The organism is Nonomuraea sp. NPDC054003, assembly GCF_055585125.1.
The window spans coordinates 107,936-134,402 of the sequence record NZ_JBVJKR010000012.1 but is presented as its reverse complement, the minus strand read 5'-3'; the positions used below and the strand labels follow the sequence as shown (position 1 = coordinate 134,402).

The 26,467-nt window shown below is 72.8% G+C and carries 22 protein-coding genes; 5 read left to right on the top strand and 17 right to left on the bottom strand.

Annotated elements, in window-relative coordinates; all coding sequences use genetic code 11:
* Positions 1-54 precede the first annotated feature (54 nt).
* Complete coding sequence (locus tag ACZ6YG_RS29645; protein ID WP_148033098.1) at positions 55-675, top strand: L-threonylcarbamoyladenylate synthase; 621 nt, start codon at positions 55-57, stop codon at positions 673-675.
* A 6-nt stretch (positions 676-681) separates the two neighbouring features.
* Here ACZ6YG_RS29645 and ACZ6YG_RS29640 read toward each other — a convergent pair whose 3' ends face one another.
* Positions 682-1,143, bottom strand: a complete 462-nt coding sequence (locus tag ACZ6YG_RS29640) for a DUF1772 domain-containing protein (RefSeq protein ID WP_364234876.1) — start codon at positions 1,141-1,143, stop codon at positions 682-684.
* A 79-nt stretch (positions 1,144-1,222) separates the two neighbouring features.
* Here ACZ6YG_RS29640 and ACZ6YG_RS29635 point away from each other — a divergent pair, with 79 nt between their 5' ends.
* Positions 1,223-1,882, top strand: coding sequence for a TetR/AcrR family transcriptional regulator (locus ACZ6YG_RS29635; RefSeq protein ID WP_466019797.1), 660 nt, complete (start codon positions 1,223-1,225; stop codon positions 1,880-1,882).
* A gap of 227 nt (positions 1,883-2,109) precedes the next feature.
* Positions 2,110-3,561, top strand: a complete 1,452-nt coding sequence (locus ACZ6YG_RS29630; protein WP_466019796.1) for an MDR family MFS transporter — start codon at positions 2,110-2,112, stop codon at positions 3,559-3,561.
* Positions 3,562-3,591: 30 nt separating this feature from the next.
* Here ACZ6YG_RS29630 and ACZ6YG_RS29625 read toward each other — a convergent pair whose 3' ends face one another.
* Complete coding sequence (locus ACZ6YG_RS29625) at positions 3,592-4,407, bottom strand: ChbG/HpnK family deacetylase (RefSeq protein ID WP_466019795.1); 816 nt, start codon at positions 4,405-4,407, stop codon at positions 3,592-3,594.
* 11 nt (positions 4,408-4,418) lie between these two features.
* A complete protein-coding gene (locus tag ACZ6YG_RS29620; protein WP_466019794.1) occupies positions 4,419-6,314 on the bottom strand; it encodes an MFS transporter in 1,896 nt (631 codons plus the stop codon).
* A 271-nt stretch (positions 6,315-6,585) separates the two neighbouring features.
* On the opposite strand from ACZ6YG_RS29620, the gene ACZ6YG_RS29615 reads away from it, so the two are divergent.
* Positions 6,586-7,779, top strand: a complete 1,194-nt coding sequence (locus ACZ6YG_RS29615; RefSeq protein ID WP_397197895.1) for an MFS transporter — start codon at positions 6,586-6,588, stop codon at positions 7,777-7,779.
* Here the strand turns inward: ACZ6YG_RS29615 and ACZ6YG_RS29610 are convergent.
* The 3 genes from ACZ6YG_RS29610 to ACZ6YG_RS29600 all read right to left on the bottom strand — a co-directional run bounded on the left by ACZ6YG_RS29610 (position 7,767) and on the right by ACZ6YG_RS29600 (position 12,528).
* A complete protein-coding gene (locus tag ACZ6YG_RS29610) occupies positions 7,767-9,992 on the bottom strand; it encodes a rhamnogalacturonan lyase family protein (protein ID WP_466019793.1) in 2,226 nt (741 codons plus the stop codon). The two genes, ACZ6YG_RS29615 and ACZ6YG_RS29610, sit on opposite strands and share 13 nt — an antisense overlap.
* Positions 9,993-10,164: 172 nt before the next feature.
* Positions 10,165-11,208: a LacI family DNA-binding transcriptional regulator gene (locus ACZ6YG_RS29605; protein WP_148033105.1), complete on the bottom strand. Its 1,044-nt coding sequence runs from the start codon at positions 11,206-11,208 to the stop codon at positions 10,165-10,167.
* A gap of 24 nt (positions 11,209-11,232) precedes the next feature.
* Positions 11,233-12,528 (bottom strand): aspartate aminotransferase family protein, encoded by a 1,296-nt coding sequence (locus ACZ6YG_RS29600; protein WP_271276395.1) that lies wholly within the window; start codon positions 12,526-12,528, stop codon positions 11,233-11,235.
* A 178-nt stretch (positions 12,529-12,706) separates the two neighbouring features.
* On the opposite strand from ACZ6YG_RS29600, the gene ACZ6YG_RS29595 reads away from it, so the two are divergent.
* The gene (locus ACZ6YG_RS29595; RefSeq protein WP_466019792.1) at positions 12,707-14,425 is read left to right on the top strand and encodes a DUF4132 domain-containing protein; all 1,719 of its coding nucleotides are present in this window, start codon (positions 12,707-12,709) and stop codon (positions 14,423-14,425) included.
* Here the strand turns inward: ACZ6YG_RS29595 and ACZ6YG_RS29590 are convergent.
* The 11 genes from ACZ6YG_RS29590 to ACZ6YG_RS29540 all read right to left on the bottom strand — a co-directional run bounded on the left by ACZ6YG_RS29590 (position 14,403) and on the right by ACZ6YG_RS29540 (position 26,456).
* A complete protein-coding gene (locus ACZ6YG_RS29590; RefSeq protein WP_466019791.1) occupies positions 14,403-16,013 on the bottom strand; it encodes a dipeptide ABC transporter ATP-binding protein in 1,611 nt (536 codons plus the stop codon). The genes ACZ6YG_RS29595 and ACZ6YG_RS29590 overlap by 23 nt on opposite strands.
* Positions 16,010-17,134 carry an ABC transporter permease gene (locus ACZ6YG_RS29585; RefSeq protein ID WP_466019790.1) on the bottom strand — a complete coding sequence of 375 codons (1,125 nt, stop codon included), beginning with the start codon at positions 17,132-17,134 and terminating at the stop codon, positions 16,010-16,012. Before ACZ6YG_RS29585 ends, ACZ6YG_RS29590 begins: the two co-directional genes overlap by 4 nt.
* A 6-nt stretch (positions 17,135-17,140) precedes the next feature.
* A complete protein-coding gene (locus tag ACZ6YG_RS29580; RefSeq protein ID WP_466019789.1) occupies positions 17,141-18,046 on the bottom strand; it encodes an ABC transporter permease in 906 nt (301 codons plus the stop codon).
* Complete coding sequence (locus ACZ6YG_RS29575) at positions 18,043-19,638, bottom strand: ABC transporter substrate-binding protein (protein WP_466019788.1); 1,596 nt, start codon at positions 19,636-19,638, stop codon at positions 18,043-18,045. The genes ACZ6YG_RS29580 and ACZ6YG_RS29575 overlap by 4 nt, the downstream gene beginning before the upstream one ends.
* Positions 19,635-20,726: an LLM class flavin-dependent oxidoreductase gene (locus tag ACZ6YG_RS29570; protein WP_466019787.1), complete on the bottom strand. Its 1,092-nt coding sequence runs from the start codon at positions 20,724-20,726 to the stop codon at positions 19,635-19,637. Before ACZ6YG_RS29570 ends, ACZ6YG_RS29575 begins: the two co-directional genes overlap by 4 nt.
* Positions 20,723-21,757 carry an LLM class flavin-dependent oxidoreductase gene (locus ACZ6YG_RS29565; protein WP_466019786.1) on the bottom strand — a complete coding sequence of 345 codons (1,035 nt, stop codon included), beginning with the start codon at positions 21,755-21,757 and terminating at the stop codon, positions 20,723-20,725. The genes ACZ6YG_RS29570 and ACZ6YG_RS29565 overlap by 4 nt, the downstream gene beginning before the upstream one ends.
* A complete protein-coding gene (locus ACZ6YG_RS29560) occupies positions 21,754-22,905 on the bottom strand; it encodes an LLM class flavin-dependent oxidoreductase (RefSeq protein ID WP_466019785.1) in 1,152 nt (383 codons plus the stop codon). Before ACZ6YG_RS29560 ends, ACZ6YG_RS29565 begins: the two co-directional genes overlap by 4 nt.
* Positions 22,902-24,221 (bottom strand): NtaA/DmoA family FMN-dependent monooxygenase, encoded by a 1,320-nt coding sequence (locus tag ACZ6YG_RS29555; RefSeq protein ID WP_271276403.1) that lies wholly within the window; start codon positions 24,219-24,221, stop codon positions 22,902-22,904. The genes ACZ6YG_RS29560 and ACZ6YG_RS29555 overlap by 4 nt, the downstream gene beginning before the upstream one ends.
* Positions 24,218-25,129: a glutathione S-transferase C-terminal domain-containing protein gene (locus ACZ6YG_RS29550; protein WP_219546285.1), complete on the bottom strand. Its 912-nt coding sequence runs from the start codon at positions 25,127-25,129 to the stop codon at positions 24,218-24,220. The genes ACZ6YG_RS29555 and ACZ6YG_RS29550 overlap by 4 nt, the downstream gene beginning before the upstream one ends.
* Before the next feature lie 13 nt (positions 25,130-25,142).
* Positions 25,143-25,661 carry a flavin reductase family protein gene (locus tag ACZ6YG_RS29545; RefSeq protein WP_261808721.1) on the bottom strand — a complete coding sequence of 173 codons (519 nt, stop codon included), beginning with the start codon at positions 25,659-25,661 and terminating at the stop codon, positions 25,143-25,145.
* Positions 25,662-25,979: 318 nt separating this feature from the next.
* Entirely contained in the window at positions 25,980-26,456 is a 477-nt protein-coding gene (locus ACZ6YG_RS29540) for a (2Fe-2S)-binding protein (RefSeq protein ID WP_148033116.1), read from the bottom strand.
* Positions 26,457-26,467: the final 11 nt, after the last annotated feature.

Below are 26,467 nucleotides of genomic sequence, written 5' to 3'. Positions count from 1 at the left end.
CCCGTACGGGGACCGCGTGTCGTGTCACCCCGTGACCGCTCCTAAGATCCAAGGGTGGCGAAGTACCTGGACGTACACCCGGACAACCCCCAGCCCCGACTGATCAACCAGGTGGTGGATCTGCTGCACGCGGACGGGCTGATCGCGTACCCGACCGACTCGTGCTACGCCCTGGGCTGCCGGATCGGCAACAAGGACGGCATCGACCGGATCAGGGAGATCCGCGGCCTCGGCGACGAGCACCACTTCACGCTGGTGTGCCGGGACTTCGCCCAGTTCGGTCAGTTCGTGCACGTGAACAAGGCCGTGTTCCGCCTGGTCAAGGCGGCGACTCCCGGCGGTTACACGTTCATCCTGCCCGCCACCAAGGAGGTGCCGCGGCGCCTGCTGCACCCCAGGAAGAAGACGGTCGGCGTGCGGATCCCCGACCATGTCGTCACCCAGGCCCTGCTGGCCGAGCTGGGCGAGCCGCTGCTGTCGAGCACGCTGCTGCTGCCCGACGAGACCGAGCCCCTGACGCAGGGCTGGGAGATCAAGGAGCGGCTCGACCACGCGGTCGACGCCGTCATCGACTCCGGCGAGTGCGGCGCCACCCCGACGACCGTCGTCGACTTCTCGCAGGGCGAGCCCGAGATCCTCCGTCACGGCACGGGGCCCGCGGACCTGTTCGAATAGCACCTTTCAGTCGGCGGTCCGGGCGACGATCAGGCACGCGAACGCCGCGAGGGCGAGCCCGGTCCGTACGAGGTGCAGGTTGAGCCACCGCTGACGGATCTCGTCCCAGCCGGCGGGCAGCGCGTCGGGGTCCCAGGCGTTCGCGACCTGGTTGAGGGGTTCCATCCCGGCGACGGTGAGGGCGACCGTGAGGACGACCAGGATCAGGGCGGCCGCGCTCAGGCCGAAGACGAGCCATCCGCGCTGCCATGACAGGACCGCGACGACGAGCAGGGCCGCGACGCTGATCAGCAGGAGCGGCGGCATGCGCTGGCCGTAGTCGGCGTTGAGCGCCTGCCAGTAGCGGACGTACGCGGGCCCCGGGATCCGGCCGACGGACGGGGCGAGCACCACGAAGAGGACGCCGCCCGCGTACACGCCTACCAGTAACAGGGCCACCATCCTGGACGCGCTGAGAGCCAGGGACATAGCATGCCTTCCTTTTGGCTGGATCAGCACTTTTTCATTAGAGATGAATCCAGTCAATATATCTGGAAGCATGATGGCGATGACTGAGCTGAGGAAGCGCCGCTCGTACTCCAGCAGCCTGCGCCGCGAGCACGCGCAGGCGACCCGGCTGCGGATCGCGACGGCGGCGCGGGAGCTGATGGTCGGCAAGGGGTACGCCGACACCACGATGGCGCAGGTCGCGCGCGACGCCGGCGTGGCCGTCCAGACGCTCTACACGTCCTGCCCCGGCGGCAAGCCCGCGCTGGCGAAGCTGGTCTACGACATCACGCTGGCCGGGGACGCCGTGCCCGTGCCGCAGAGCGACCGGCCGGGGGTCCGGGCGATCATCGAGGAGCCCGACCCGGCACGCAAGCTGGCCCGATACGCGGCGATGGCCACCTCGATCCTCCGGCGCGTCACCCCCGTGCACCGCGTGCTGCGCGCGGCGGCCGCCGCGGCCCCGTCCGACACCGGGCTGCGCGACGTGCTGGCGGGGATCGAGCGGGAAAGGCTGACCGGAAGCCGCGGACCGGCCGAGCATCTGCACGCCCTCGGCGCGCTGCGCCCGGGCCTCGACCCCGGCAGGGCGGCCGCGCAGATCTACGTGCTCACCTCGACGGAGAACTTCGAGAAGCTGACCGAGGTGTGCGGGTGGAGCGAGGCCGAGTACGAGGAATGGCTCGCCACCGTGCTCGCGGCGGCCCTCCTCGCTCCCTGACCTCTGCGGCGACTCCTTGACGAAGCCGTTTCCCTATCTGGAGTACATAGTTTTCTCGAGCGGAAAATCGGGTGACATTTCCTGGCGAGTGACGGAAGGCTGGGCGTCGTCGATGAGTTTTGTCAGTGGCGTCCGTCAGTCTGTACATGACCACGACTTCCAGTGAGTCACAGTGCCGGGATGCCGGCCATGACCATGTCTCGCCTGACTATCCCGATCGAGGTACCGTGTCCAGCCGACTGCTCGACCCACCTGCCAAGCCCGTGGCCACCACCCCGGGCCGCACACCGGCCGTGATCCGGTTGCTGGTGCTCGCCACGTTCGTGGTCATCCTCAACGAGACGATCATGATCAACGCGATACCCCAGCTGATGGCCGCGCTGCACATCACCGAGCAGACCGCGCAGTGGCTCTCGACCGCCTTCATGCTGACCATGGCGGCGGTGATCCCGATCACCGGCTGGTTCCTGCAGCGCGTCACCACCCGCGCCGCCTACTCGACCGCGATGGGCCTGTTCCTGGCCGGCACGGCGCTGGCCGTCGTCGCGCCGTCGTTCGAGGTGCTGCTGGCCGCCCGCATCGTCCAGGCGTCCGGCACGGCCGTGATGATGCCCCTGCTGATGACCACGCTGATGCGGGTGGTGCCCCAGGAGGACCGGGGCCGGGTGATGGGCAACGTCACCCTGGCCATGTCGGTCGCGCCCGCGATGGGCCCGACGGTCTCGGGGGTGATCCTCCAGTTCGGGTCCTGGCGTCTGCTGTTCGCCGTGGTGCTCCCCATCGCCGCCCTGATCGCGTGGGGCGGCCTGAAGCGGCTGGAGAACGTCGGCACTCCCCAGCTCGGCAGTGTCGACTGGTTCAGCGTGGCAGCCGCCGCCACCGGCTTCGGCGGCCTGGTCTACGGGCTCAGCCGGTTCGAGGGCGGTGACGTCCGGGTGGCCGCCGCCATCGTGGCGGCCGGGCTGGCGACCATCGCCGTCTTCGTCTTCCGCCAGCTGTCGCTGCAGAAGCGCGGCGTGCCGCTGCTCGACCTGCGCACCCTGCGCCACCGCACCTACACGATCGCGCTGATCATGATGGCGGTGTCCTTCATGGCCATGCTCGGCTCGATGATCCTGCTGCCGCTCTACCTGCAGAGCGTCCGCGGGCTCAGCGCCCTGGAGACCGGGCTGCTGGTGATGCCGGGCGGCCTCGCCATGGGCCTGCTCGGCCCGGCCGTCGGCCGCCTGTTCGACAAGTACGGCGGCCGGGTGCTGGTCATCCCCGGCGCGATCGGCATCATGCTCACGCTCGCCGGCTTCACCCAGGTCTCGATGACCATGCCCTACTGGCAGATCCTCGGCCTGCACACGCTGCTGTCGGTCTGCCTGGCCGCGACGTTCACCCCGGTGTTCACCCTCGGGCTCGGCGCGGTCCCGCCGCGGCTCTACTCCCACGGCAGCTCGATCCTGAGCACGCTGCAGCAGGTCGCCGCGGCCTTCGGCACCGCGCTCGTGATCACCGTGATGAGCACGCGCTCCGAAGCGCTGGCGGCGGCGGGGGTCACCGAGGTGCTCGCCGACCTCGGCGGCATGCGGCTGGCCTTCGTGATCGGCGCGGCGCTGTCCGTGGTCGTGGTCATCACCGCCCTGGTCCTCCCGGCCCGCGCCGCCTCCTCCGGCGAGGTGGACGCCGCGTAGGGCTCGATCGTCCGTACGGGGAAGCCCGCGTCAGGGCCACCAGCCCGCGACCACCTCGACGTCCTCCCGCCGGAGGGCGTCGTGCCAGACCGGGTCGCGCAGCAGCCGGGCCTCCCAGGACCGCACGACGCCGTCCGGTCCCTCGACCGCGTCCTCGCGTGACGGGTGCAGGAACAACTCGCTCGTGCCCTCGGGGAGGGCGGCGAGCCGGCGGAGGTAGTCGTCCCGGAGTCGCTCGTACGCGCCGAGTTCGGACGCGGTGCTCCGGTTGGTCGCGATCGTCTCGGGGATGGCCACGCCGAGCGCGTCGGCGTGCGCGACGGCGCGCTCGTGGAGGGCCGCGAGCGGCGGCGGGAGCGGCCCGCCGAAGTACGGCGCCGGGTCCCGGGGCAGCCTGAAGGCGAGGCCGTGGCGCGCGCACCACTCCAGCGCCTCGGCGAGCCACGACCTGCCGTGCAGGCCGTAGAGGGTGCCGGCGTGGGAGTCGGCGGCCACGGGGGTGAAACCCCGCTCCCGCATCCACCGCAGCTGCGCGTCCGCCTCCCCGATGACATCCTCGGCCTCCCCGCGAGCGCCCAGAGCCATCGGATCCACACTGAGCGTCCCGTCCGGCTCGACCAGGCTCGCCGCGCCGTCGAGCGGCCGCCACCGGGGGACGCCGCGCTCGCTCGTGAGCGTGACGTGCACCCGAGGCAGTACGCCGAGCTTCCGTACTTGTCCGGCCGCCTCCTCCGCGACCGGCGAGACGCAGATGAGCGTCGTCGCGCTGACATGCCCCTCGGCGAGCAGCGACACGATCACCTCGGTCGTCCCGCTCTCCCGCCCGAGGTCATCAGCCGTGATCACGACCCGGCGCCTCACCGCGGCCCCTCCACAGCCTCGTCCGCGACCCCGGATGACGGCTCCGCCACAGGCTTGACGGACGCCCCGCCCCCAGAACCGGGAGGCGGCTCCGCCGCCGCGCCGGGGGGTGGCCCATCCACCGAACCGGATGGCGGCCCGGCCACCGAACCGGTGGGTGGCTCCGCCGCCGAACCTGGAGGCGGCCCGGCCACCGAGCCGGATGTCCCGCCCACAGAACCGGAAGGCGGCTCCGCCGCCGAACCGAGGGGCGGCCCATCCACCGAACCGGATGGCGGCCCGGCCACCGAACCGGTGGGTGGCTCCCCCGCCGAACCTGGAGGCGGCCCGGCCACCGAGCCGGATGTCCCGCCCACAGAACCGGAAGGCGGCTCCGCCGCCGAACCGAGGGGCGGCCCATCCACCGAACCGGATGGCGGCCCGGCCACCGAACCGGTGGGTGGCTCCCCCGCCGAACCTGGAGGCGGCCCGGCCACCGAGCCGGATGTCCCGCCCACAGAACCGGAAGGCGGCTCCGCCGCCGAACCGTGTGGTGGCTCCGCGGCCGAGCCGGGGGGTGGTTCGGAGGCTTCGGGGGGTGTTTCGAGGGGGACCGAGACGAAGCGGGCCGCGACCGCGCCGATCGTGGTCAGGATGAACGGGTAGACGCACAGGTACACGCGGAACGCGAGGCCGGGGTCGGCGCCGGGGTCGTCGCCGGAGTTGTAGCCGAAGAAGACGCCGAGCGAGGTGAGCGAGAGCCCGGTCACGATCCCGTTGAGCCGGCCGAAGAAGCCGAACGCCGACAGGAAGAGCCCTTCGCGGTGTTCTCCGTTGCGCGCCGCGTCGGCGTCCAGCACCCGCGCGACGATGAGGTCGTTCGTCGCGAGCATCCCCGACCACCCGGTCCCGACCAGCACCCCGGCGGCGATCGCGGTGACCAGGTCGGTGGCGAGGAACAGGGCGGCGAAGCTGGCCGCGAGGACCGCGAAGGCGACCCGCCAGGCCCACAGGGCGCCGCGGCGCGCGACGACGCGCGTCCACACCACGAGGCCGCCGGCCGAGACGAGGATGACGATGCCCTGCAGGTAGAGCGCGTTGCCGACCGGGAGCCCCAGCGAGTAGCGGACGTACAGCTGGATGCCCGAGAGCACGAGCGCCATGGCGATCCCGTAGCAGGCGCCGGTGAGCCCGACCGTCCAGAACATCCGGTTGCGCACGATCGACCACACGCTGCGCAGCAGCGGCGGCCGCTCGCGGGTGGAGTAGCGGGGGTTCTCGCGGGCGCCGAGCGCCATGAACACGATCACGACGAGCGCGATCACGCCGTAGATGATCGCGGTGGTCCGGAAGCCCTGGGTGGTCTCCTCGGTGCCGAACACCTGCGTGGTGAGCAACGGGGTGACCGCGAGCGAGATGACCAGCGCCACGAGCTGGAAGCCCTGGCGCAGCCCGTTGGCGACGGCGCGGTCACGCTCGCGCGGGTAGAGCTCGGGGAGCAGCGCTCCGTAGTTGGCGTTGAGCATCGAGTCGAAGGCCTCGCAGAGGATCGCGAACACCGCGAACCAGAGCAGGAGGCCGATGCCGTCCAGCGAAGCCGGTGCGGAGAAGAAGCCGATCATGCAGGCCGCGAGCATCGGCGCGCCGACGAGCAACCACGGCCGGCGCCGGCCGAACCGGCTCCGGGTGCGGTCGGAGAGGTGGCCGAGCACGGGGTTGTCGATCGCGTCGATGATCGCGTAGATCACCATGACCACGCCGTAGGCGCGCACGTCGAGCCCGAGGATGTCGACGTAGAAGAGGATCATCGATCCCTTGATCATGTTGATCGGGATCGATGTGCCGAACATCCCGATGGCGTAGCGCCACGCGGGCGTCCGCGCCGGAGCGGGGGCCGTACCGGGCCGGGACAAGCGATCACCTTCCCTGCTGGTGCGACGCCCCACCGGATGCAACGCTCGATGGCTGCTCACACGTGTTCGACAACTCGCATAAGAAGATGCAGACAAGTGCCGTACGGCGTCAATAGCTGGGATCTTGCCGCGCACATCCGGCCCGGCACGACAAGATCGGATCGGGGCAGAATGTGCATCAACGTCCCCATTAACATGCTTCTGTACGCTCGGTGGGCGCGGAAGCCCCAGACCTGCCGGACTGTCCGCACCCCCACGGAGATCTCCCCGCATGGACCTCGCCACGCGCCGGCGCCGGCACGCCCTCTTCCTGTTCTTCTTCCTCCCCGGGATCGCGCTGTCGTCATGGGTGACCCGCACCCCCGACCTCCGCGACCGGCTGGAGGCGTCCACCGCCCAGATGGGCCTGGTGCTGTTCGGCCTGTCGCTCGGCTCGATGATCGGGATCCTGTGCTCCGGCCGCTTCGTCTCCCGTTACGGGACCCGGCCGGTCATCGGCGCCGGCACCGGGCTGATCGTCGCGAGCACGGCGGTCATCGCGGCGGGCGCCCTGACGTCGTCCGCGCTCCTGGTCACGGCGGGCCTGTTCGCGTTCGGCGCGGGCATGGGAGCGGGCGAGGTCGCCATCAACGTCGACGGCGCCGACGTCGAACGCATCAGCGGCACGACGACGATGCCCACCATGCACGGCTGCTTCAGCCTGGGCACCGTCATCGGCGCCTGCGCGGGCATCGCGGCCACGGCCGCCCGCCTCCCGGTCCACTGGCACCTGGCCGCGGTCACCGTGATCACCGCCGCGATCCTCTGGTACGCCATCCGCGCCATCCCCGCGGGCACCGGGAGGAGCCTGCCGGACGAGACCCGCACCGGCCGGTCGAAGCCGCAGGTCTGGAAGGACGGCAGGCTCCTCCTGATCGGCGCGATCGTGCTGGCGATGGCCCTGGCCGAGGGTGCCGCCAACGACTGGCTGCCGCTGCTCATGGTGGACGGGCACGGCTTCAGCGCCGCGTCCGGCTCCCTGGTCTACACCGGGTTCGCCGCCGCCATGACCGTCGGCCGCTTCTGCGGCGCCTTCTTCCTGGACCGCTACGGGCGCGCCGCCGTCATGCGCGCCAGCGCCGTGTTCGGGGCGCTGGGCCTCCTCGTGGTGATCTTCTCGGACCACGCCGTCCTGGCGGGGACGGCGGTGCTGCTCTGGGGTCTCGGCGCGTCGCTGGGCTTCCCCGTCGCGCTGTCGGCCGCGGGAGAGTCGGGACCGGACGAGACCGCGCGTGTCAGCCTGGTGGCCACGATCGGCTACATCGCCTTCCTCGTGGGCCCGCCCGCGCTCGGCTTCCTCGGCGACCACTGGGGTCTGCGCGCGGCCATGCTGGTGGTGCTCGCCTTCGTCGTCTCCGCCGTCTTCCTGGCGCCCGCCGTCGGCGCCCGCTCTCCCGCGGCCTCCGCCGGCGATCAGCGCAGGTAGACGTCGGGCTGGGGTGGGGTGCCCATGCCGTCGCCGATGAAGAAGCTCGGGTGCGGCGGCTGGTTGTAGGCGGTGTTCTGCCAGGCCAGGGCCACCCGGTACTGCGGGTCGTGCAGCAGGGTGTGGATCTTGGTGGTGGTCGCGTGGGGCGTGGAGTAGATCCGCAGGGCGCGGTCGTCGGTGGTGGGCCAGATGACCTCCTCACGCCAGTCGCCCAGGATGTCGCCCGACAGTGACGGGGTCGCCTTGGTGCCGTTGTTGCTGTGCACCCCGGAGGCGGTCAGCAGGCGGCTCTCGCCGCCGGTGCCGTACTTGTCGATCCGGGTCTGGTCCAGCAGCTCGCGCACCGGGTCGCCGTCCCACCAGGACAGGAAGTTGGCCGAGGAGGGCTGGCGGCCGACCACCGTGCCGGAGGTGTTGCGCAGCCCGTTCTGTCCCGCGCCCGCGGCCCAGGACTCGGCGCCGGGGCTGCCGGCGTAGACGTCTCCGGCCACGCCGCGGCCCGGTCCCTCCCCGTCGGACCCGGAGCCGGTGCCGGTCTGCCACAGCACCTGGCCGTTGCGGGCGTCGACCATGTACAGGCCCGGCCGGCTCGCCGACTCGGAGATCTTCACGTACTCCTGGCCCGCCCTGGCGGGGTTGAGGTCGCCCAGGTGAGCGGCGTCGCCGTGGCCCCATCCGACATTCCAGAGACCGCGGCCGTTGTCGTCGATGGCGGCCGCGCCGTACACGATCTCGTCGCGTCCGTCGCCGTCCACGTCGCCGATGGTGAGCGCGTGGTTGCCCTGGCCGGCGTACGAGCCGTTGCCGGAGGCGTTGGAGTCGAACGTCCAGCGCTTGACGAGCGCGCCGGCGCGGAAATCCCAGGCGGCGATCACGCTGCGGGTGTAGTAGCCGCGGGCCATGATCAGGCTGGGCCGCCGGCCGTCCAGGTAGGCGGTGCCGGCCAGGAACCGGTCCACCCGGTTGCCGTAGTTGTCGCCCCAGGAGGAGACGGTGCCGCGGGGCGGGTCGTAGTTCACCGTGGACATGGCGGCGCCGGTCTGGCCGTTGAACATGGTCAGATACTCGGGGCCGGACAGGATGTAGCCGCTGGAGTTGCGGTGGTCGGCGCTCGCGACGCCGATGACGGTGCCGCGGCCGTCCACGGTGCCGTCGGCGGTCTTCATCGCGACCTCGGCCCTGCCGTCGCCGTCGTAGTCGTAGACCTGGAACTGCGTGTAGTGCGCGCCGGCGCGGATGTTGCGGCCCAGGTTGATCCGCCACAGGCGGGTGCCGTCCAGCTTGATGCCGTCGATGTAGACGGGGTCGGTCACGCCGGACTGGGAGTTGTCCTTGGAGTTGTTCGCCTCCCACTTCAGCACCAGGTCCAGGCGGCCGTCGCCGTCCAGGTCGCCCACGCTGGCGTCGTTGGCGTGGTGGCCGCCGCTGGGCGGCGAGATGGGCACGTCGAGATAGCCGCTCGCGAACCGGAGCGCGGGCTCCGAGGCCGGGCCCTCGGTCCCGCCGGTGACCGGGCGCACCGTGTAGGAGGCGTCGCTCGCCGCGCCGGAGTCCAGGTAGTTGGTGGAGTTCGTGACGGTCGCGACGCGCGTGCCGCCCCGGTAGACGTTGAAGGACGTCGCGCGCGCCTCGTTGCCCAGCAGCCGCCAGGAGACCAGGTTGCCGCTGCCGGAGCGGACGCTGATCAGGCCGCGGTCGAGGTCCTCGGCCTGCTTGTTCCCCTCGGGCACGGGCGTCTGCGTGACGGTCGGGGTCACCGTGGGGGTCACGGTGGGGGTCGGCTCGCCGGGGTCGCCGGTGCAGGTGACGCCGTTGAGCGCGAACGAGGCGGGAGCGGGGTTGCTGGAGCCGTTCCAGGAGGCGTTGAAGCCGAACGTCGCGCTGCCGCCCTGCGGGATCGCGGCGTTGTGGCCGGCGTCCACGGCCCTGACGGCGGAGCCGTTCTGCGTGGCGGTGGCGTTCCACGCCTGGCTGACCTGCTGCCCGGCGGTGAACGACCAGTCGAGGCGCCAGCCGTCGACCGCCTCGCCCACGTTCCGGATGGTCACGTTGGCGGTGAACCCGCCGGGCCACTGGGCGGCCACGGCGTAGTCGACCTCGCACGCCACCGCCGCGGCGTGCGAGGGGAGGGCGACGGCACCCGCGACCACCAGGCAGACCGTGCTGCCGAGCGCCGCGACGAGGTGCGTGGGACGGGATAAACGTTTCATTGAGCGTCCAATCAGAAGGGAGGTTTCGATGGACCGCTGAGCGCCTACACCGTAGAAATCCCCTGCTCAGAGTTCAATCGTGGCCGGGCTCTCCTGACGGGCCGGGTTGTTACCTTTCAGGTCAGAGCGGCGGGCCGGGCGCGGAAGCGTGAAACTTTCGGGATCGGCGCGCTCAGCGGCGGGGCGCCGCCGTCGACTCGCGGACGACCAGCCGCGGCCGGTAGACGAGCTTCTGGTGCCGGTGACCCGGCCGGGCCTCGTCCAGGAGCAGCTCCGCCGCGACCCGGCCCAGCTCGCGCTTCGGCTGCCACACCGTGGTCAGCGGCGGGGCGAGCTGCGCGGCGAACGCCACGTCGTCGTACCCGACCACGGACATCTCCTGCGGCACCGCGATCCCCCGTTCGCGCAGGCCGCCGATCACCCCGAGGGCCGCCGCGTCGTTGAGGCAGAGGATCGCGGTGGGCGGGTCGGCGGCGCTCAGCACGTCCTCCAGCGCCGCCGCGGCGGTCACCGTGATGTCGGGCGACGGCACCCGGACGTCCAGCACGCCCCTGCCGGGGTCCAGGCCGGCCCGCTCGAACGCCCTGCGCACCCCGGCGTGGCGCTCGGCGGTCTGCTGCACCTCGATCGACGCGCCCAGCAGGGCGATCCGCCGGTGCCCCAGCTCGATCAGGTGGGTGGCGACCTGCTCGCCGCCCCACTGGTTGTCGATCGACACCGAGCACAGCCGGCCGTCGGACCTGTGGTCCAGCAGCACCACCGGGACGCCGCGCCCGGCCAGGGTGACCAGCGGGTCCAGGTCGGTCTCGACCGGGGTGATGAGCACCCCGCGCACGCCCTGCTTCTCCAGCTCCTGGAGGTAGTGCTGCTCCCGCCCCGGCTGCAGGTCGGTGCTGCAGGTCATGAGCATGCAGCCGTCCTGGAGCAGCCTGTCCTCGACGCCGCGGCACACCTCGGTGAAGAACGGGCCGGCGATGTCGAGGGTCACCGCGCCGACCAGCGGGCTGGGCGCGCCCCGTAACCGCCTGGCGGCGTCGTTCGGCAGGTAGCCGACGCGCTCCATGGCCGCGTGCACGCGCCGGCGCGTCTCCTCGGCCACGAGCTCGGGGTTGTTCAGCACGTTGCTCACGGTCGTCGGGGAGACGCCCGCCTCTTTCGCGACCTGCCGCATGCCGGCGCGGCGCGGCGCGGAAGCGGCCGAAGCGTCCCGGATCACCGCAGCACCATATCCGGGGTCATCTCACCCGGCCACGGCCTTGAGCGACGCTTCGAGGATGTCGACGCCGGTGTGCAGCTCGTCGTCGGTGATCGTGAGCGGCGGGGCGATGCGGAAGATGCCTCCCATGCCGGGCAGCTGGACGATGTTCATGTGCAGGCCCCGTTCGAGGCAGGCCGAGGTGACGGCGTTGCCCAGCGCGTCGGCGGGCGCCTTGCTCCGCTTGTCCTCCACCAGCTCGATGCCCTGGAGCAGGCCACGGCCGCGGACGTCGCCGACGACCTCGTACCTGTCGCGGAGATCGAGCAGCCGGTCGGCGAGCCGGTCGCCGAGCCGGGCGGCGCGCTCGACGAGGGCGTCGCGCTCGATGACGTCCAGCACCGTCAGCGCGACGGAGGCGGCCAGCGGGTCGGAGACGTGCGTGGTGTAGAAGAGGAAGCCCCGGTCGTGGCAGACCTGCTCGATCTCGGCGGTGGTGACGACGGCCGCCACGGGCAGCCCGGCTCCGAGGGTCTTCGACAGCGTCAGGATGTCGGGGGCGACGCCGTCGCGCTCGAACGCGTACATGGCGCCGGTGCGGCCGAGGCCGGTCTGCGCCTCGTCGAGGATCAGCAGCATGCCGCGCTCGTCGCACAGCTCCCTGAGGCGGCGCAGGTAGCCGGGCGGCAGGTCGATGATCCCGCCCGACGACAGGATGGGCTCGACGAGACAGGCGGCGAGGCTCCCCGCCGACTGCTGGTCGACCAGGGCGAAGCCGTAGGCGAGCTCCGCCTCCCAGTCGTGCGACCCGTCGGAGGACCGGAACGGCGACCGGTAGGCGTTCGGCGCGGGCAGCGCGAGGTTGCCCGGCGTCGGCGGGCCGTAGCCGCGCCGCCCGGCCGAGAAGGTCGCCGAGGCCGCGCCCTGGGTCATGCCGTGCCACGAGCGGTCGAAGGAGACGATCTCGTAGCGGCCGGTGGCGAGCTTGGCCATCTTGATCGCGGCCTCGTTCGCCTCCGCCCCCGTGGTGAGCAGCAGCATCTTGCCCAGCGCCGGAGGTAGGGTCGCGGTGAGCCTGGCGGCGAGGTCCACGACCGGGGCGCTGAGCATGCCGCTGTAGAGGTGGCCGAGCGACGCGACCGCGGACGAGACGGTGGCCACGATGTCGGGGTGCGCGTGGCCGAGGATGGCGCTCATCTGCCCCGAGGTGAAGTCGAGGATCGGCCTGCCCTGGCGGTCGAAGACATGCGCGCCGGAGGCCCGTTCGATGACCCGCGGGGTGAAAGTGCCTCCGTAGCGGACCAGGAGGCGGTCCGCCTCCTCCCAGAACGTCGTGTCCATCGCCAGTCCTCTCCGGCCGCGCCCGAGACGCCGCGTGCCTTGCCCGTGGCCATCTTCGATCAACGGCGGGAGCCGTCACAAGCCCGCGCGCAGCCGCCCGCCCGCGGCGGTCTCATTCTGTCGCCCGCTGCTGCTAGATCTTGCACCGCCGAACCCGCCTCCGACAGGGACGATCCGCATGCACCTCTCCCCCCTCGCGCAGCGTCTTCTCAACCTGCTCACCGGCACCGCGAACGACCCCACCCACTGGCCCGACGCCTCCCGGCTGAGCGTCGGGTTCGTCGGGCTGGGCGGCTCGCCGATCCCGGACGGCGACGGCATCCCGGTGTCGGTCCGGTACGCGCTCGGCGAGCCTGCCCGGCAGGTGCTGGTCGCGCCGGCCCGCGAGCTGGTCGGGCGCCTCCTGGAGGACGGGCGGCGGTCGGACGACCCCGTCATGGTCGTGGTGGCGGCGGGGCTGGCCGGCATGGACGCCGAGGTGCGCGCCCGGTTCGCCGGGGAGCGCGGGCCGATCGCGGTCGCGGAGCTGGACGTGCTGCTCGGCTGGGACGTGGAGCGGCGGTCGCTGTTCTGGGAGGCGGTGCGGCCGGACGGGCCGCCGCCGCCCGGCCTGGCCGACTGGCTCGGCGGCCTGCCCGGCTACCCGGAGTTCGCCCGGACGGCTCTGGAGACGGCCGCGGCCCGCGTCGCGGCGATCCAGGCCGGCGAGATCCCGTACGAGGCGGAGAAGGCGTTCGGCAGCGGGGAGAAGGCTGCCATCGGCCGGGCCGTGCGGCTGGCCCTCCGGCGGGACGAGCCCTGGCTGCCCGGGTTGCTCGACACGCTGGTGCGCGGGGTCGCGGTGGCGCCCACCGGGGCCGGGACGCTGCCTTCCCAGGCGGTGCTGTTCGAGATCGCCCGCGCGGCCGAGGAGCACCCGACCCCCGAGGTGGTCTCCGCGCTCCGCGCCGCGAGCCGGGCCACCCGGCACGCCGGGGTGCCCAGGCGGCTCGCCCGCATGCTCAAGCGCGTCGAGCCCGCCCTGGCCGACCGGCTGGAGGTGGCGTTCCGGCTGCCCGACGGGCCGGTGCGGCAGGCCGTCGGCGAGCACACGGCGGTGATCTCGGCCGACGACGAGGTCGAGCTGTCGTGGTGGCACGGCGACCGGAAGCTGAAGACGGTTCCCGTGGCGGTCACGCGGGAGCACCCCGAGGAGGTCGAGCGGCTGCGCGAGCTGGTCAAGCGGACCCGGCAGCAGCGGGCCACCCTGGTCAGGGCGCTGGAAGCCGGGTGCGCCGGCACGTCGGCTCCGCCGTACCGACTACTAAAGGGGCATCCGATCACGGACCGGCTCATCTGGGAGTTCGAGATCTCGCCCGGCGTGTGGCGCGCCGAGCTGGGGCTGACCGTGCCGGACGTGCCGGTGCGGCTGTGGCATCCGGCCCGCGCGCGGGCCGAGGAGGTGCGCGCCTGGCGGGAGGTGGTACGGGGCGAGGAGCTGCGCCAGCCGTTCAAGCAGGCCTTCCGCGAGGTCTACCTGCTCACGCCGGCGGAGGAGAGCGGCGTCTCCTCCCACCGGTTCGCCGAGCAGGTGGTGCGTTACCGCAGGCTCCGCGCGCTGTTCAAGGAACGGGGCTGGACGTCCGGCTTCCTGGGGGCGTGGGACGGCGCCGAGCTCGACGGCGACGCCCGGCGTGTGATGGCGGGCGGCCGGTGGCGGGCGAGGCTGAGCCACCACCTGTACGACGAGGACCACGCGATCACGGGGGAGGTCGGCTTCGACCGTCTCGTGGAGGGCGGGTGGCGCGCCGCGCCGCTGACGGACGTGCCGGCGCCGGTGTTCAGCGAGGCCATGCGCGACGTCGACCTGTTCGTGGCCGCCTCCGGCCCGTCCATCACCGCCCGGCTCCAGGCTTGATCCACGCGGCGTCGGCCCGCGCCGGCCGGGGCACGGAGGCCACCAGGGCGCGTGTGTAGGGGTCGCGCGGCCGGGCGAACACCTCCGTGACGTCGCCCTCCTCCACGACCCGGCCGTCCTTCATGACCAGCACGCGATCGGCCACGTGATGGACCACACCCAGGTCGTGGGAGATGAACACCATCGCGGTGCCGTACTCGGCCTGGATGTCGGCGAGCAGGTCGAGCACCTGCGCCTGGATCGAGACGTCGAGCGCGGAGACCGGCTCGTCGCAGACCAGCACGTCGGGGCGGGGGCCGAGGGCGCGGGCGATGGCGACGCGCTGTCGCTGGCCGCCGGACAGCTCCCTGGGGTGGCGGGCGGCCGTCCCGGGCGGCAGGCCGACGCGCGCCAGCAGGTCGAGGACGCGCTCGCGGCGTCCGGCCCGGGGCAGGCGGAGCGGCTCGGCGATCAGGCGGCCGACGGTGTGTCGCGGGTCGAAGGAGTCGAGCGGGTTCTGGGAGACGAGCTGGATGCGGGGGCGCAGCGGGCGGCGGGCGCGTTCGGGCCGGCGGCTCCACGGCTGCCCGTGCAGGGTGACCTGGCCGGCGCCGGGTTCGAGCAGGCCGAGTACGAGCCGGGCGAGCGTGGTCTTGCCCGACCCGGACTCCCCCACGACGCCGAGCGTCTCGCCGGCGTGCAGGGTGAAGAAGACGTCGTGGACGACGCGGCGGGAGCCGTACGAGCGGGCGAGCCCGGTCCCGGCGAGGACCCGGGCGGACAGGTCAGGAGTGGCACGGGCGCGCGGGGCGCCGGTGGTGAGGCGGGTGCCGCGGGAGGCCGCGGACGGGACGGCGGCCAGCAGCGCCCGGGTGTAGTCGTGGGCGGGCGCGGACAGCACGTCGCGGGCGGGCCCCTCCTCCACGATCCGGCCGTCCTTCATGACCAGGATGCGGTCGGCGATCGAGGCGACCACGGCCAGATCGTGGCTGATCAGCAGCAGCGCGGTCCCGGCGGCCCGGCGCTCGGCGAGCAGCCGCAGGATCTGGGCCTGGACGGTGACGTCGAGCGCCGTGGTCGGCTCGTCGGCGATGATCAGCGGCGGGTCGGCGGCGATGGCGGAGGCGATCAGGGCCCGCTGCCGCAGCCCGCCGGAGAGCTGGTGGGGATACTGGCCGGCGCGGGTCGCGGGCTCGGGCACGCCCACCGCGTCCAGCAGTTCCAGCACCCGGTCCGCGCGGCGGGCCCGGGGCACGACGTCGTGGACCGCGAGCACCTCGGCGATCTCGGCGCCCACCGTGCGCAGCGGGTCCAGCGAGACCAGCGCGTCCTGCAGGACGAGTCCGGCGAACCCGCCGCGCAGCCGCCGCCAGTCGGCCGGGGTGAAGGCGAGGGCGTCCCCGCCGGACACCCGGAACGCCCCGGCACGCACCTCCGAGCCGGGCCCGGCGAGGCCGAGCAGGGTGCGGGCGGTGACGCTCTTGCCGGAGCCGGACTCGCCGACGATCGCCACGCACTCGCCGGGCGCCACCGACAGCGAGATGCCGCGCACGACCTCGGCGCCGCCGAAGCTCACCCGCAGGTCCTCCACGGTCACCAGCGAGGTCATGGTGTCCTCCCCTCGAAACGGCGTTGCAGGCGGCGTCCGACGACGGTCAGGCAGACGACGGTGAGCGTGATCGCGAGGCCCGGGAAGAACGCCTCCCACCAGGCGACCCGCAGGTAGTTGCGGGCCTCGGAGAGCATCGCGCCCCACTCGGCGGCGGGCGGCTGCGGCCCCATGCCGAGGAAGCTGAGCCCGGAACCGGCGATCACGGCCTGTCCGAGTCCGATGGTGGCCAGGACGGGGATCGGGCCGAGCACGTTCGGCAGCACGTGCCCCGCGGTGATCGCCAGGCGGGAGCGGCCGAAGGTGACGGCCTGCTCGACGTAGCCGGAACGGCGGACGACGAAGGTCTGGGCGCGGACCACGCGGGCGTAGCTGGGGATCTGGGCGACGGCGATCGCGAAGATCACGTTCGTCGTCCCCGGGCCGGTGATCGCCACGATGAGCAGGGCGAGCAGCAGTTCGGGCAGGGTGGACAGCACGTCGAACGAGCGGGCCAGCGCCTCGTCCAGCCACTTCGGCGACAGCCCGGCGGCCAGGCCGAGCAGCACGCCGGAGGTGACGGCCAGGAAGGTGGCGGCCACGCCGATGCTGATGGAGTGGCGGGCCCCGTACACGACCCTGGCCAGCACGTCGCGGCCGAGGTGGTCGCTGCCGAACCAGTGGGCGCCGCCGGGCGGGGCGAGCGCGTCCATCGGATCGGCGGCCAGGGGGTCGGCGGCCGTCAGCAGACCGGGCGCGGCGACAGCGAGGGCCAGCAGCGCGAGCAGAGCACCCGGTACGAGCCACCCCAGGACGTTCCCGCGCACAGCAGGACGAAAGAGGCGGCGCAGCCCCACAGACCCGAACCGCCCACCACGCCCCCGGCCCTCACGCGAGGACCGGCCGACGCGGCGCGAATCCTCGGGAGCGGGTTCGACAGTGCGGCGCGAATCTTCGGAAGCGGGCCGGTGGGAGGGCTCGACAGCGCCGCGCAGGTCCTCGGGAGCGGGCTGATGGGAGGAGCCGACAGCGCCGCCCGGAACTTCGGGAGCGGGCCGGTGGGAGGAGTCGACGGCGCGGCGCGGGTCGTCGGGAGAGGGGGTGTCGGCGGGGCGGGCGGTGCCGCGGGAGGTCGGGGACATCGGCGGTCAGCCCCTGATCCGCGGGTCGATGACGCGGTAGGCCAGGTCGAGCAGCGTGCTGACCGTGACGTACACGACGGCCGACAGCAGCACGACGGCCATCACGACGGGCATGTCCTGACCGGTCACGGCCTGCATGGCGACCTGGCCGAGCCCGGGCCGGCCGAACAGCACCTCGGTGATCACCGCGCCGCCCAGCAGCGCGCCGGTGAACCAGCCGGCCAGCGTCACGGCCGGGATGAGCGCGTGCCGCAGGGCGTGCCGGGCGACCAGGGCGCGTTCGGTGAGCCCGCGCGCCCTGGCCGTCACCGCGAACGGCTGCTCCAGCGCCCGCTCCAGCCCGCCCCGGAGCACCTGGCCGAGCACGCCCGCGACGGGCAGGCCGAGCGCCAGCGCGGGCAGCACCAGCGCCGCCGGCCCGTCCGCCCCGGACACGGGGAACCAGCCGAGCGTTAACGAGAAGACCGACAGCAGCACGATCCCGATGAGGAACGGCGGCACGGACACCGACACCAGCTCGGCGGCCGAGGCGACGGCACGCGGCCACCGCCCCCTGCCCGCCGTGCCGATCGCGATGAGGCCGGCCAGCACCACGCCGGTGGCCGCCGCGGCGAGCGTGAGCTGCGCGGTCGGCCCGATCTGGCCGGCCAGGATCTCGCCGACGCCGCGCTGCTGCTGGTACGAGCGGCCGAGGTCGCCGTGCAGCAGGCGCCACAGGTAGGACAGGTACTGCACGATCTCGGGCCGGTCGAGCCCCCATTCCGCGACGATCCCGGCCCGGATCTCCGGGGTGTCGGGGCCGTCGCCGACCAGGATGTCGACGGTGTCCCCCGGGGCGAGCAGCAGCGCGGCGTACGAGGCGGTGGCGGCGGCCCAGAGCACCGCCAGCCCGGCGCCCAGCCGTCTGATCATGTGCCGATCCGCACGTCGTACGCGCTCGCCGGGGTGCCGGAGGCGGGATCGAAGCCGAGCCCCTGGACGTTCTTGCTCGCGGCGATCTGGTCGGCGGGCACGTAGAGCGGGAACACGACGGCGTGGTCCGCCACGACCGCCCGCTGCGCCCTGGCGTAGAGCTCCTTGCGTTCGGCCTGGCCGGAGCTTGCGGAGGCGGCGGCGAGCCACTTGTCCAGGTCGGGGTCGGCGAAGCGGGTGCGGTTGATGGCGGCCCCTTCCGGCAGGATGAGGTTGAGCGCGGCGCCCGCGTCGGAGTCGCCGCGGGAGTTGCCGAACACCTCGTAGGCGTCGTCGTCCACGGCCTGCTGCGCGCTGCCCTGGTCGAGGATCTTGACCTGGAAGTCGATGCCGGCGTTCTGCTTGACCTGGGCCTGGATGGCCTGGGCGAGGATGTCGCGGCGGTCCCGGACGAACGGCGCCGAGGCGACCTCGCGCACGGTGAGCCGCTCGCCGTCCTTGACCCGGAACCCCTCGGCGTCCCGTTCCTTCCACCCTGCGGCGTCGAGCAGCGCGTTGGCCCTGGCCACGTCGCCGCCGTAGGTGTTCTCCAGGGACGGGTCGTAGAAGGGGCTCTCGCTGCCGACGATGCTCCACGCCCTGGTGGCGGTGCCCTGGTAGACGGATCTCAGCACCGCGTCCAGGTCCACGGCCTCGCGGAACGCCTCCCGTACGCGCCGGTCGTCGAAGGGGGCGTGGGAGGTGTTGAAGTAGTAGGAGTAGGCGGTGCCGGAGTTGAGCGCCGTCCGCAGGGTCAGCTCCGGGTCCTTCTCGATGAGGGCGACCTCGGTCGCGGGGACGCCCTCGATGACCTGCACCTGGCCCGAGGTGAGCGCGCCGACGCGGACAGCGGCCTCGGGCAGGAACCGGTAGGTGATCTCCGAAAGGTGGGCGGGGCCCTGGTGGGCCGCTCCGGCGGGGGGCCAGGCGTAGGCGGGGTTGCGCCGGTAGTGGATCTCCTGGCCCTGGACGTACCGTTCGAGGATGAACGGCCCGGTGCCGACCAGGTCCGGCCCGCCGAACTTGAGGTCCTCGGCGCCCTTCAGCGACTTCGGCGAGACCTGCCCGGCCAGGGGCGAGGCGAGGAAGTCGAGGAAGAGCGCGTCCGGCTCCTTGAGGGTGATCCTGAGCCGGTGCGGCGACACGACCTCGGCCTCGTCGAAGGACCTGAGCTGGATCGCGGCCACCGACGGGTTGTAGCCGGGCACGAGGAACTGGTCGAGGTTGGCCTTGACGGCGGCGGCGTCGAACGCCGTGCCGTCGTGGAAGGTGACGTCGTCGCGCAGGTCGAGGGTGTAGGTCAGCCCGTCGTCCGACACCGTCCACGCCGTGGCGAGCCAGGGCCCGAAGGAGCCGTCAGCGGCTTTCGACAGCAGCGCGTCGAACTGGTTGAACACCAGCAGCCTGGCCTTGTTCTGGGCCCACAGCTGCGGGTTCAGGGTGATCGGCTGCGTCTCGACGGCCCAGGTCAGCGAGGTGGTCCGCGCGGTCTGGACGGGTTGCGCGCCGCACGCGGCGAGGGTCAGCAGCAGGGCGGGGAGGATGCGCTTCACGGGCGGTTCCAGGCTTCGGCGAGCAGCTCGTACGAGCGCGCGCGGTCTTCGTGGTCGTGGGTGATGGTCGTGATGAGCAGTTCGTCGGCCCCGGTCACCCGCCGGAGCACGCGCAGCCCTTCGGCCACCTCGGCGGGCGGGCCGACGAACCGGGTGTCGAGGCGGTCCTTGACGAGGTCGCGGTCGGCGTCGGTCCAGACGTGCGCGTCGGCCTCCGCCGCCGTGGGGTACGGGATCGCGCCGTCGCCCGTCCGGATGCTGCGGACCCACAGGTCGTACCCCTTGGCCAGCTCGCGGGCCCGCGCCCGGCTCTCCGCGACGACCGCGTCCGCCGAGACGATCACGTACGGCTCGCCCAGCGCCTCCGACGGCTTGAACGCCTCCCGGTAGGCCTCGACGGCCTCCAGCACGCTGGACGGGCTGACGTGGTAGTTCGCCGCGAAGGGCAGCCCGCGTTCCCCGGCGACCTGGGCGCTCTGCCCGCCGCTGCTGCCGAGGATCCACACCCGCAGGTCCGCGCCCTCGCCGGGCACGGCGCGGGCCTCGTGCGTGCCGTCGAGCAGGGCGAGCACGTCGTCGATCTGGTCGGCGAAGTCGGGCGTCCGCGCGCCCGGCTGCTGGAGGGCGGCGATCTGGCGGGCGAGCCTGGGCTGCCTGGCGAGCGCCGACCAGTCGAAGGGCGGCGGGATCAGCAGCCCGTCCACCACCCGGGCCGCCTTCTTCTCGGCGACCGGGTCCGTGGCGAGTTCGGCGCGGCGCTGCCCGGAGCGCCCGATCCCCAGGTCGATCCGGCCCGGGTGGAGCGCGTCGACGATCCCGAACTGCTCGACCACCGACAGCGGCGTCTGGTGACCGAGCTGCACGGCGCCCGATCCGACCCGGATCGTGGAGGTGGCCGCGGCCACGAGCGCGATCAGCACGGCCGGCGCCGAACTGGCGACGCCGGGCGCGAAGTGGTGCTCGGCCAGCCAGTAGCGGCGGTAGCCGTACTCCTCGGCCCGGCGGGCGAGGTCGAGGGTGTTGCGCAGGGCGTCGCCCGCCGTGCCACCCGACACGATCGGGGCGAGGTCGAGGATGGACAGCGTCACGTGGCACCTCCGGGGAACGGCCTGCTGGGGATCTCCGCCCGCAGCACGGGCGCGATCTCGGCCTGGAACAGCTCCAGCGCGTCCCGGTGCTGACCGGGCGTGAGCCCGTCGGCGTCGGCGTGCAGGTGCATGACCTCGTGGCCGAACCGCTTGTGGTAGCGCAGCACCTTGTCGACGATCTGCTGCGGGCTGCCGACCAGGATCGAGCCGCGCTCGATGGCGTCCTCCAGGGTCGGGAAGACCACCGGCAGGCCGAGCTTCCGCTGGAACGCCACCCGGGCGTCGTAGACGGGCCGGTAGGCGGAGACGGCCTCCTGCGAGGACCGGGCCGCGTAGTAGCCCGCCGTCCCCGCGCCGACCAGCGCGCCGGCCGGGTCGTGCCCGTAGTGCTCCCAGCGTTCCCGGTAGTGGTCGATCAGCTCGGCGTAGGGGCCGATGGGGTGGGTGACGTTGGCGGAGAACAGCGGGTCGCCGTGGCGGGCGGCCAGATCCACCGACTCCTGGCTGGTGGCGCTGCCGTGCCAGACGCGGATCGGCCGCTGCAGCGGCCGCGGCCAGGTCTCCGCCTCGGTCAGCGGCGGCCGGAACCGGCCTTCCCAGGTGACCTTGTCCTCCCGCCAGAGGCGGCGGAAGAGCTCGTACGACTCCCGGTTGCGTTCCCACTGGTCCTCGGCCGTGACGTGGAACAGCTCGGCCTGCGCCGCGCCGTTGCCCTTGCCGATGATCAGCTCCAGCCTGCCCTCCGACAGGTGGTCGAGCGTCGCGTAGTCCTCGTACGCGCGGACCGGGTCCAGCAGGCTCAGCGTGGTGACGGCGTTGAACAGCCGGATCCTGGACGTCCTGGCGGCGATGTGGCCGAGCACCACCGGCGGCGAGGAGGAGATGAAGGGGCGCTCGTGCCGCTCCCCCACGCCGAAGCCGTCGAAGCCGAGCTCCTCGGCCAGCACCGCGTTCTCGACGACCTCGCGGAAGCGCTCGGTGGGCGATCGGTCATCGTTATGGACGATCAACGTGATAGCCAGAAATTTCATGACACCTCCGCATAGCGGCTGGCCGGACGCGGCAGGCCGAGCAGCCCGCGCAGCGTGGTGGCCTCGTAGGCGCGGCGGAACACCCCGTGCCCGCGCAGTTCGGCCGTCAGCCCGCGGGTGATCCGCTCCAGGTCGTACGGCACCACGCCGGGCCGCAGCCGGAACCCCTGGATCCCGGCCCGCCGCCACTCCAGCAGCACGTCGGCCAGCTCGCGCACGGTCCCGGTGAAGATCGCGGCGTCGGAGGCGAGCTCGGCCCCGTCCAGCTCGTCGAGCCGCGCCTTGCGCCGCGCCGCGTCCTCGCCGAGGAAGACGACCAGGTCGGCGAAGATCTTGATTTCGCCCGACAGCGCCCGGACCTCCTCGACGACGGCGCGGGCCTGCTCGTCGGAGTGCGGGGTGACGTACACGACGTCGGCGCTGCCGGCCGCGAACTCGTACGGCAGCCGCGAGTGGGCGAGCGCGGTCACCACCGGCTGCCCCTGCGGCGGCCGGGGCGTGATCGACGGCCCCTTGACCGAGAAGAACCGCCCGGCGAAGTCCGCGTAGTGCAGCTTGTCCCGGTCGATGAACCTGCCTGTGGCCACGTCGCGGATCTCGGCGTCGTCCTCCCAGCTGTCCCAGAGCCGCCGCGCGACCTCGACGGCGTCGGCGGCCTCGGCGAACAGGTCGCGCACGTGCGGGTCGGCGGCGAGGTCGCGGGCCCCCGGGTCGAGCGGCGGGAACCGCCTGCGGCCGAAGTGCCGCGCCTCCGAGGCGCGCGCGGAGATCTGCGCGCGCCAGCCGGCCCGCCCGCCGCTGACGTGGTCGAGCGTGGCGATGCCGACGGCCACGTGGAACGGTTCGGTGTGCGTGGTGGTGGCCGTCGGCACCAGCCCGATCCGGCTGGTGAGCGGCGCGAGGCGGGCCGCGAGCAGCACCGCGTCGAACCTCCCCCGGACCTGGTCGGTGCGTTCGTCGGGGCCGTCGGGCAGGGTCGACTGCGGGCCCAGGGCGTCCTCGATGGTGACGAAGTCGAGCAGCCCGCGCTCGGCCTCGGTCACGAGGGCCGCCCAGTGGCGGGCGGAGAAGACGTCCGAGGACGTCTCGCGCCAGGCGGCGGGGTGCCAGCCCGCGCCGTCCAGCGCCACGGCCAGGTGCAGCGTCATGTCAGCTCCAGGTGGTCGCGGAGGGTGGCCCCGGTGTAGTCGGTACGGAAGACGCCGCGCTCCCGCAGCAGCGGCACCACGCGGTCGACGAACTCGTCCAGGCCGCCGGGTGTCAGGTGCGGGACGAGGATGAACCCGTCGGCGGCGTCGGCCTGCACGTGCTCGTCGATCTGCCGGGCCACGCTCCCGGGGGTGCCGACGAACGTCTGCCGCCCGGTCACCTCGATGACCAGCTCCCGGATCGACAGGCCCTTCTCCCCGGCCAGCGCCCGCCACTTGGCGGCGACGGCGGCGCGGTCCTTGATCGGCACCCGGCCCTGGGAGACGCCTTCCGCCGGGTCCGGCTCGATGTCGGGCAGCGGGCCTTCGGGGTCGTACGCCGACATGTCGCGGCCCCACACCTGCTCCAGGAACGCGATCGCGGTCCGCGGCCCGACCTGCTGCCGGCGGATGGCGGCGGCGTTCTCGGCGGCCTCCTCGTCCGTGTCGCCGAGCGCGAACGTCACGCCCGGCATGATCTTGAGCTGGTGCGGCTCACGGCCGTACCGGGCCAGGCGGCGCTTGACGTCGGCGTAGAAGCGCCTGCCGTCCTCCAGCCTGCCGTGCGGGGTGAAGATCACGTCGGCGTGGGCGGCGGCGAACTCGCGTCCCTCGTCCGAGTCCCCCGCCTGGATGACGACGGGGTGTCCCTGCGGGCTGCGGGGCAGCGTGAACCGGCCCTCGACGGAGAAGTGCGCGCCCCGGTGCCCGACGTCGCCGATGGCTCCCGGGCGGACGAACGTGCCCGTCTCCCGGTCGGCGGCGACCGCGTCCGGCCGCCAGGAGTCCCACAGCTCCCGTGACAGCCGCACGAACTCCGCCGCCCGCTCGTACCGGTCGGCCCGGTCGAGGTAGCCGCCGCGGCGGAAGTTCTCGCCGGTGAACGCGTCGGAGGTGGTCACCACGTTCCAGGCGGCCCGGCCGTCGCTCAGGTGGTCGAGCGTGGACAGACGCCGGGCCAGCTCGTACGGCTCGTTGAAGGTGGTGTTGACGGTCCCGGCCAGGCCGAGCCGGTCGGTGACCGCGGCCAGGGCGCTGAGCACGGTGAGCGACTCCGGCCGGCCGACCACGTCGAGGTCGTGCACGCGGCCCTTGAGCTCGCGCAGCCGCAGCCCTTCGGCCAGGAAGAGGAAGTCGAGCTTGCCGCGCTCGGCCGTCCTGGCGAGGTGGACGAACGAGGCGAAGTCGATCTGGCTGCCGGAGCGGGGGTCGGTCCAGACCGTGGTGTTGTTCACGCCGGGGAAGTGGGCCGCCAGGTGCACCCGCTTGCGGGTCATCGGTCCCGCCCGTGCGGCGCGTCCCAGCTCTGGGGCAGGCCCTCGGTCGTCTCGCGGAAGGCCGGCAGCCGGTAGAGGTCGCGGGCGTACGGCCACAGATGCTCGAAGCCGGACAGCCCCCGCTCGCTGATCAGGTGGCCGGGGTTGTGCTCGGCGTCGAACCTGGCCAGCGTCACCCAGAGCCGCACGTCGGCCTCGGTGATCGTGTCGCCGGCCAGGAACCGCTGCCCGGCCAGGCGCTCGTCCAGCCGCTCCAGCGCCGAGACGACCACCCGCCGCTCCCGCTCGCGGTCGTCCTCGGTGGCCGCGCGGGCCACCCTGGTGACGCCGGTGTTGACGTCGTGGTAGATCCAGGCGTTCAGCTTGTTGATCTCCGGGCGGAGCGCGTCCGGGTAGAGGTCGATCGGCGTGCCGGCCCACTGCTCGAACTGGGTGGCCAGGTCGATCGTGATGTCGGGGAAGTGGTTGCTGACGATCGTGCCGGTGTGCCGGTCCCAGAGCACGGGGACCGAGACGTGGCCGCCGTAGCCCTTCTCGGTGGCGTCGTACGCCTCCTCCAGCAGGGTGAAGCCGTTGACCGGGTCGGCGCCGCGGCGCTCCCTGAACGCCCAGCCGCGGCCGTCGCGCTCGTCGTCCACGTACGACAGCGAGATCACCTCCTCCAGGCCCTTGAGCTTGCGGACGATCGCGGCGCGGTGGGCGTACGGGCAGACCCAGGAGACGTAGAGGTGGTAGCGGCCGGGCTCGGCGCGGTGGCCGCTGGAGCCGTCGGCGGTGATCCGGCCCTGGAACGGGTAGACGGGGCGGTTCCAGTCGGGCGACAGGTGCAGGCGGCCCGGCCCGTAGTGGCCGTACGCGACGAGGTCGACGGGGCTCGCGTAGGCGCCCGTCCGGGTGGGTGTGGACACGGGATCTCCGGGTTCAGGAGTCGGGGTGGGCCAGGAAGCGGCCGAAGCGGCCCTGGTGGTAGAGGAGCGGGCGGCCCTGCCGGTGGACGTCGGCCTCGGCGACCAGGCCGACCACCAGCACGTGGTCGCCGACCTGCGCCGTCTCGTAGGGCAGGCAGATCAGGTGCGCGGAGACGTCCTGCAGCAGCGGCGCGCCCAGCGGTCCCGGCCGCCAGCGGGTGGGCTCGGCGAAGCGGTCGACGCTCTTCCTGGCGAACCGGGCCGCCAGCTCGGACTGGTCGCTGGCCAGGATGTTGACCGCGAAGTGGTCGGCGGCGCCGAGCCTGGGCCAGGTGGTGGAGGAGCGGTCCACGTAGAAGGAGACGAGGGGCGGTTCGAGGCTGACGGAGGAGAAGGAGGTGGCGGTGAGACCGACGGGGACGCCGTCGCTCTGGGCGGTGATGACCACGACGCCGCTGGCGTGCACGGCCAGCGCCCGCCTGAACCGGGCGGCTTCGACGGCGTGGCCGTCGGTCAGGGATGAAACGGTCACGGCAGTTCCTCACAGGAGAAAGGCATGCTCGCGCGGCGCCCCGGTGACGGTCCGGGGTCGCGGAGAAGGGGAAGTCGTCGACGAGGGCGCGGGCGGCTTCGGCCGCGCCGGGAGCACGGAGGTGGCGGCTACGGATGCGTGATCAACGACACTGCGCGCTGGCGACGTGGCAGAAATCCACGTGGGAGCGCCTAGTAAGGAGGAGACCCTGCCTCATGGGAACGACGTTAGGCCGCGGTCCCGGCGAAGTCAATATTTCCTACTAGCTTTTAGGGGATTTACGCGCGCGAAAGGCCGTGCCCCGGACGGGGCACGGCCTCACATGTCTTCGGCGCCGGCTCTGATGGCTTCGCGGATGCGGGGGTACGTGCCGCAGCGGCAGATGTTGCGCAGCCCGTCGAGGTCGGCGTCCGTGATCGAGCGGCCTTCGGCGGCGACGCGGCGGACCAGCGCCACGGCGGCCATGATCTGGCCCGGCTGGCAGTAGCCGCACTGGGCGACGTCGTGGTCGAGCCAGGCCTGCTGCATGGGGTGCAGGTCCCGGCCGACCGTGGCCGCCAGCCCTTCGATGGTCGTGACCTCGTCGGTCGGCTGGAGATCCTGGACGGGGATCGCGCAGGGGTTGACGGCCTTGCCGTTGAGGTGGCTGGTGCAGGCTTTGCAGACGTTGATCCCGCAGCCGTACTTCGGCCCGGTGATGCCGAGGATGTCGCGCAGGACCCACAGCAGGCGGACGTCGCCGGCGACGTCGACGGTGACCTGCTCGCCGTTGACGCGGAACGTGTGCTCGGGCACTCAGATCTCCT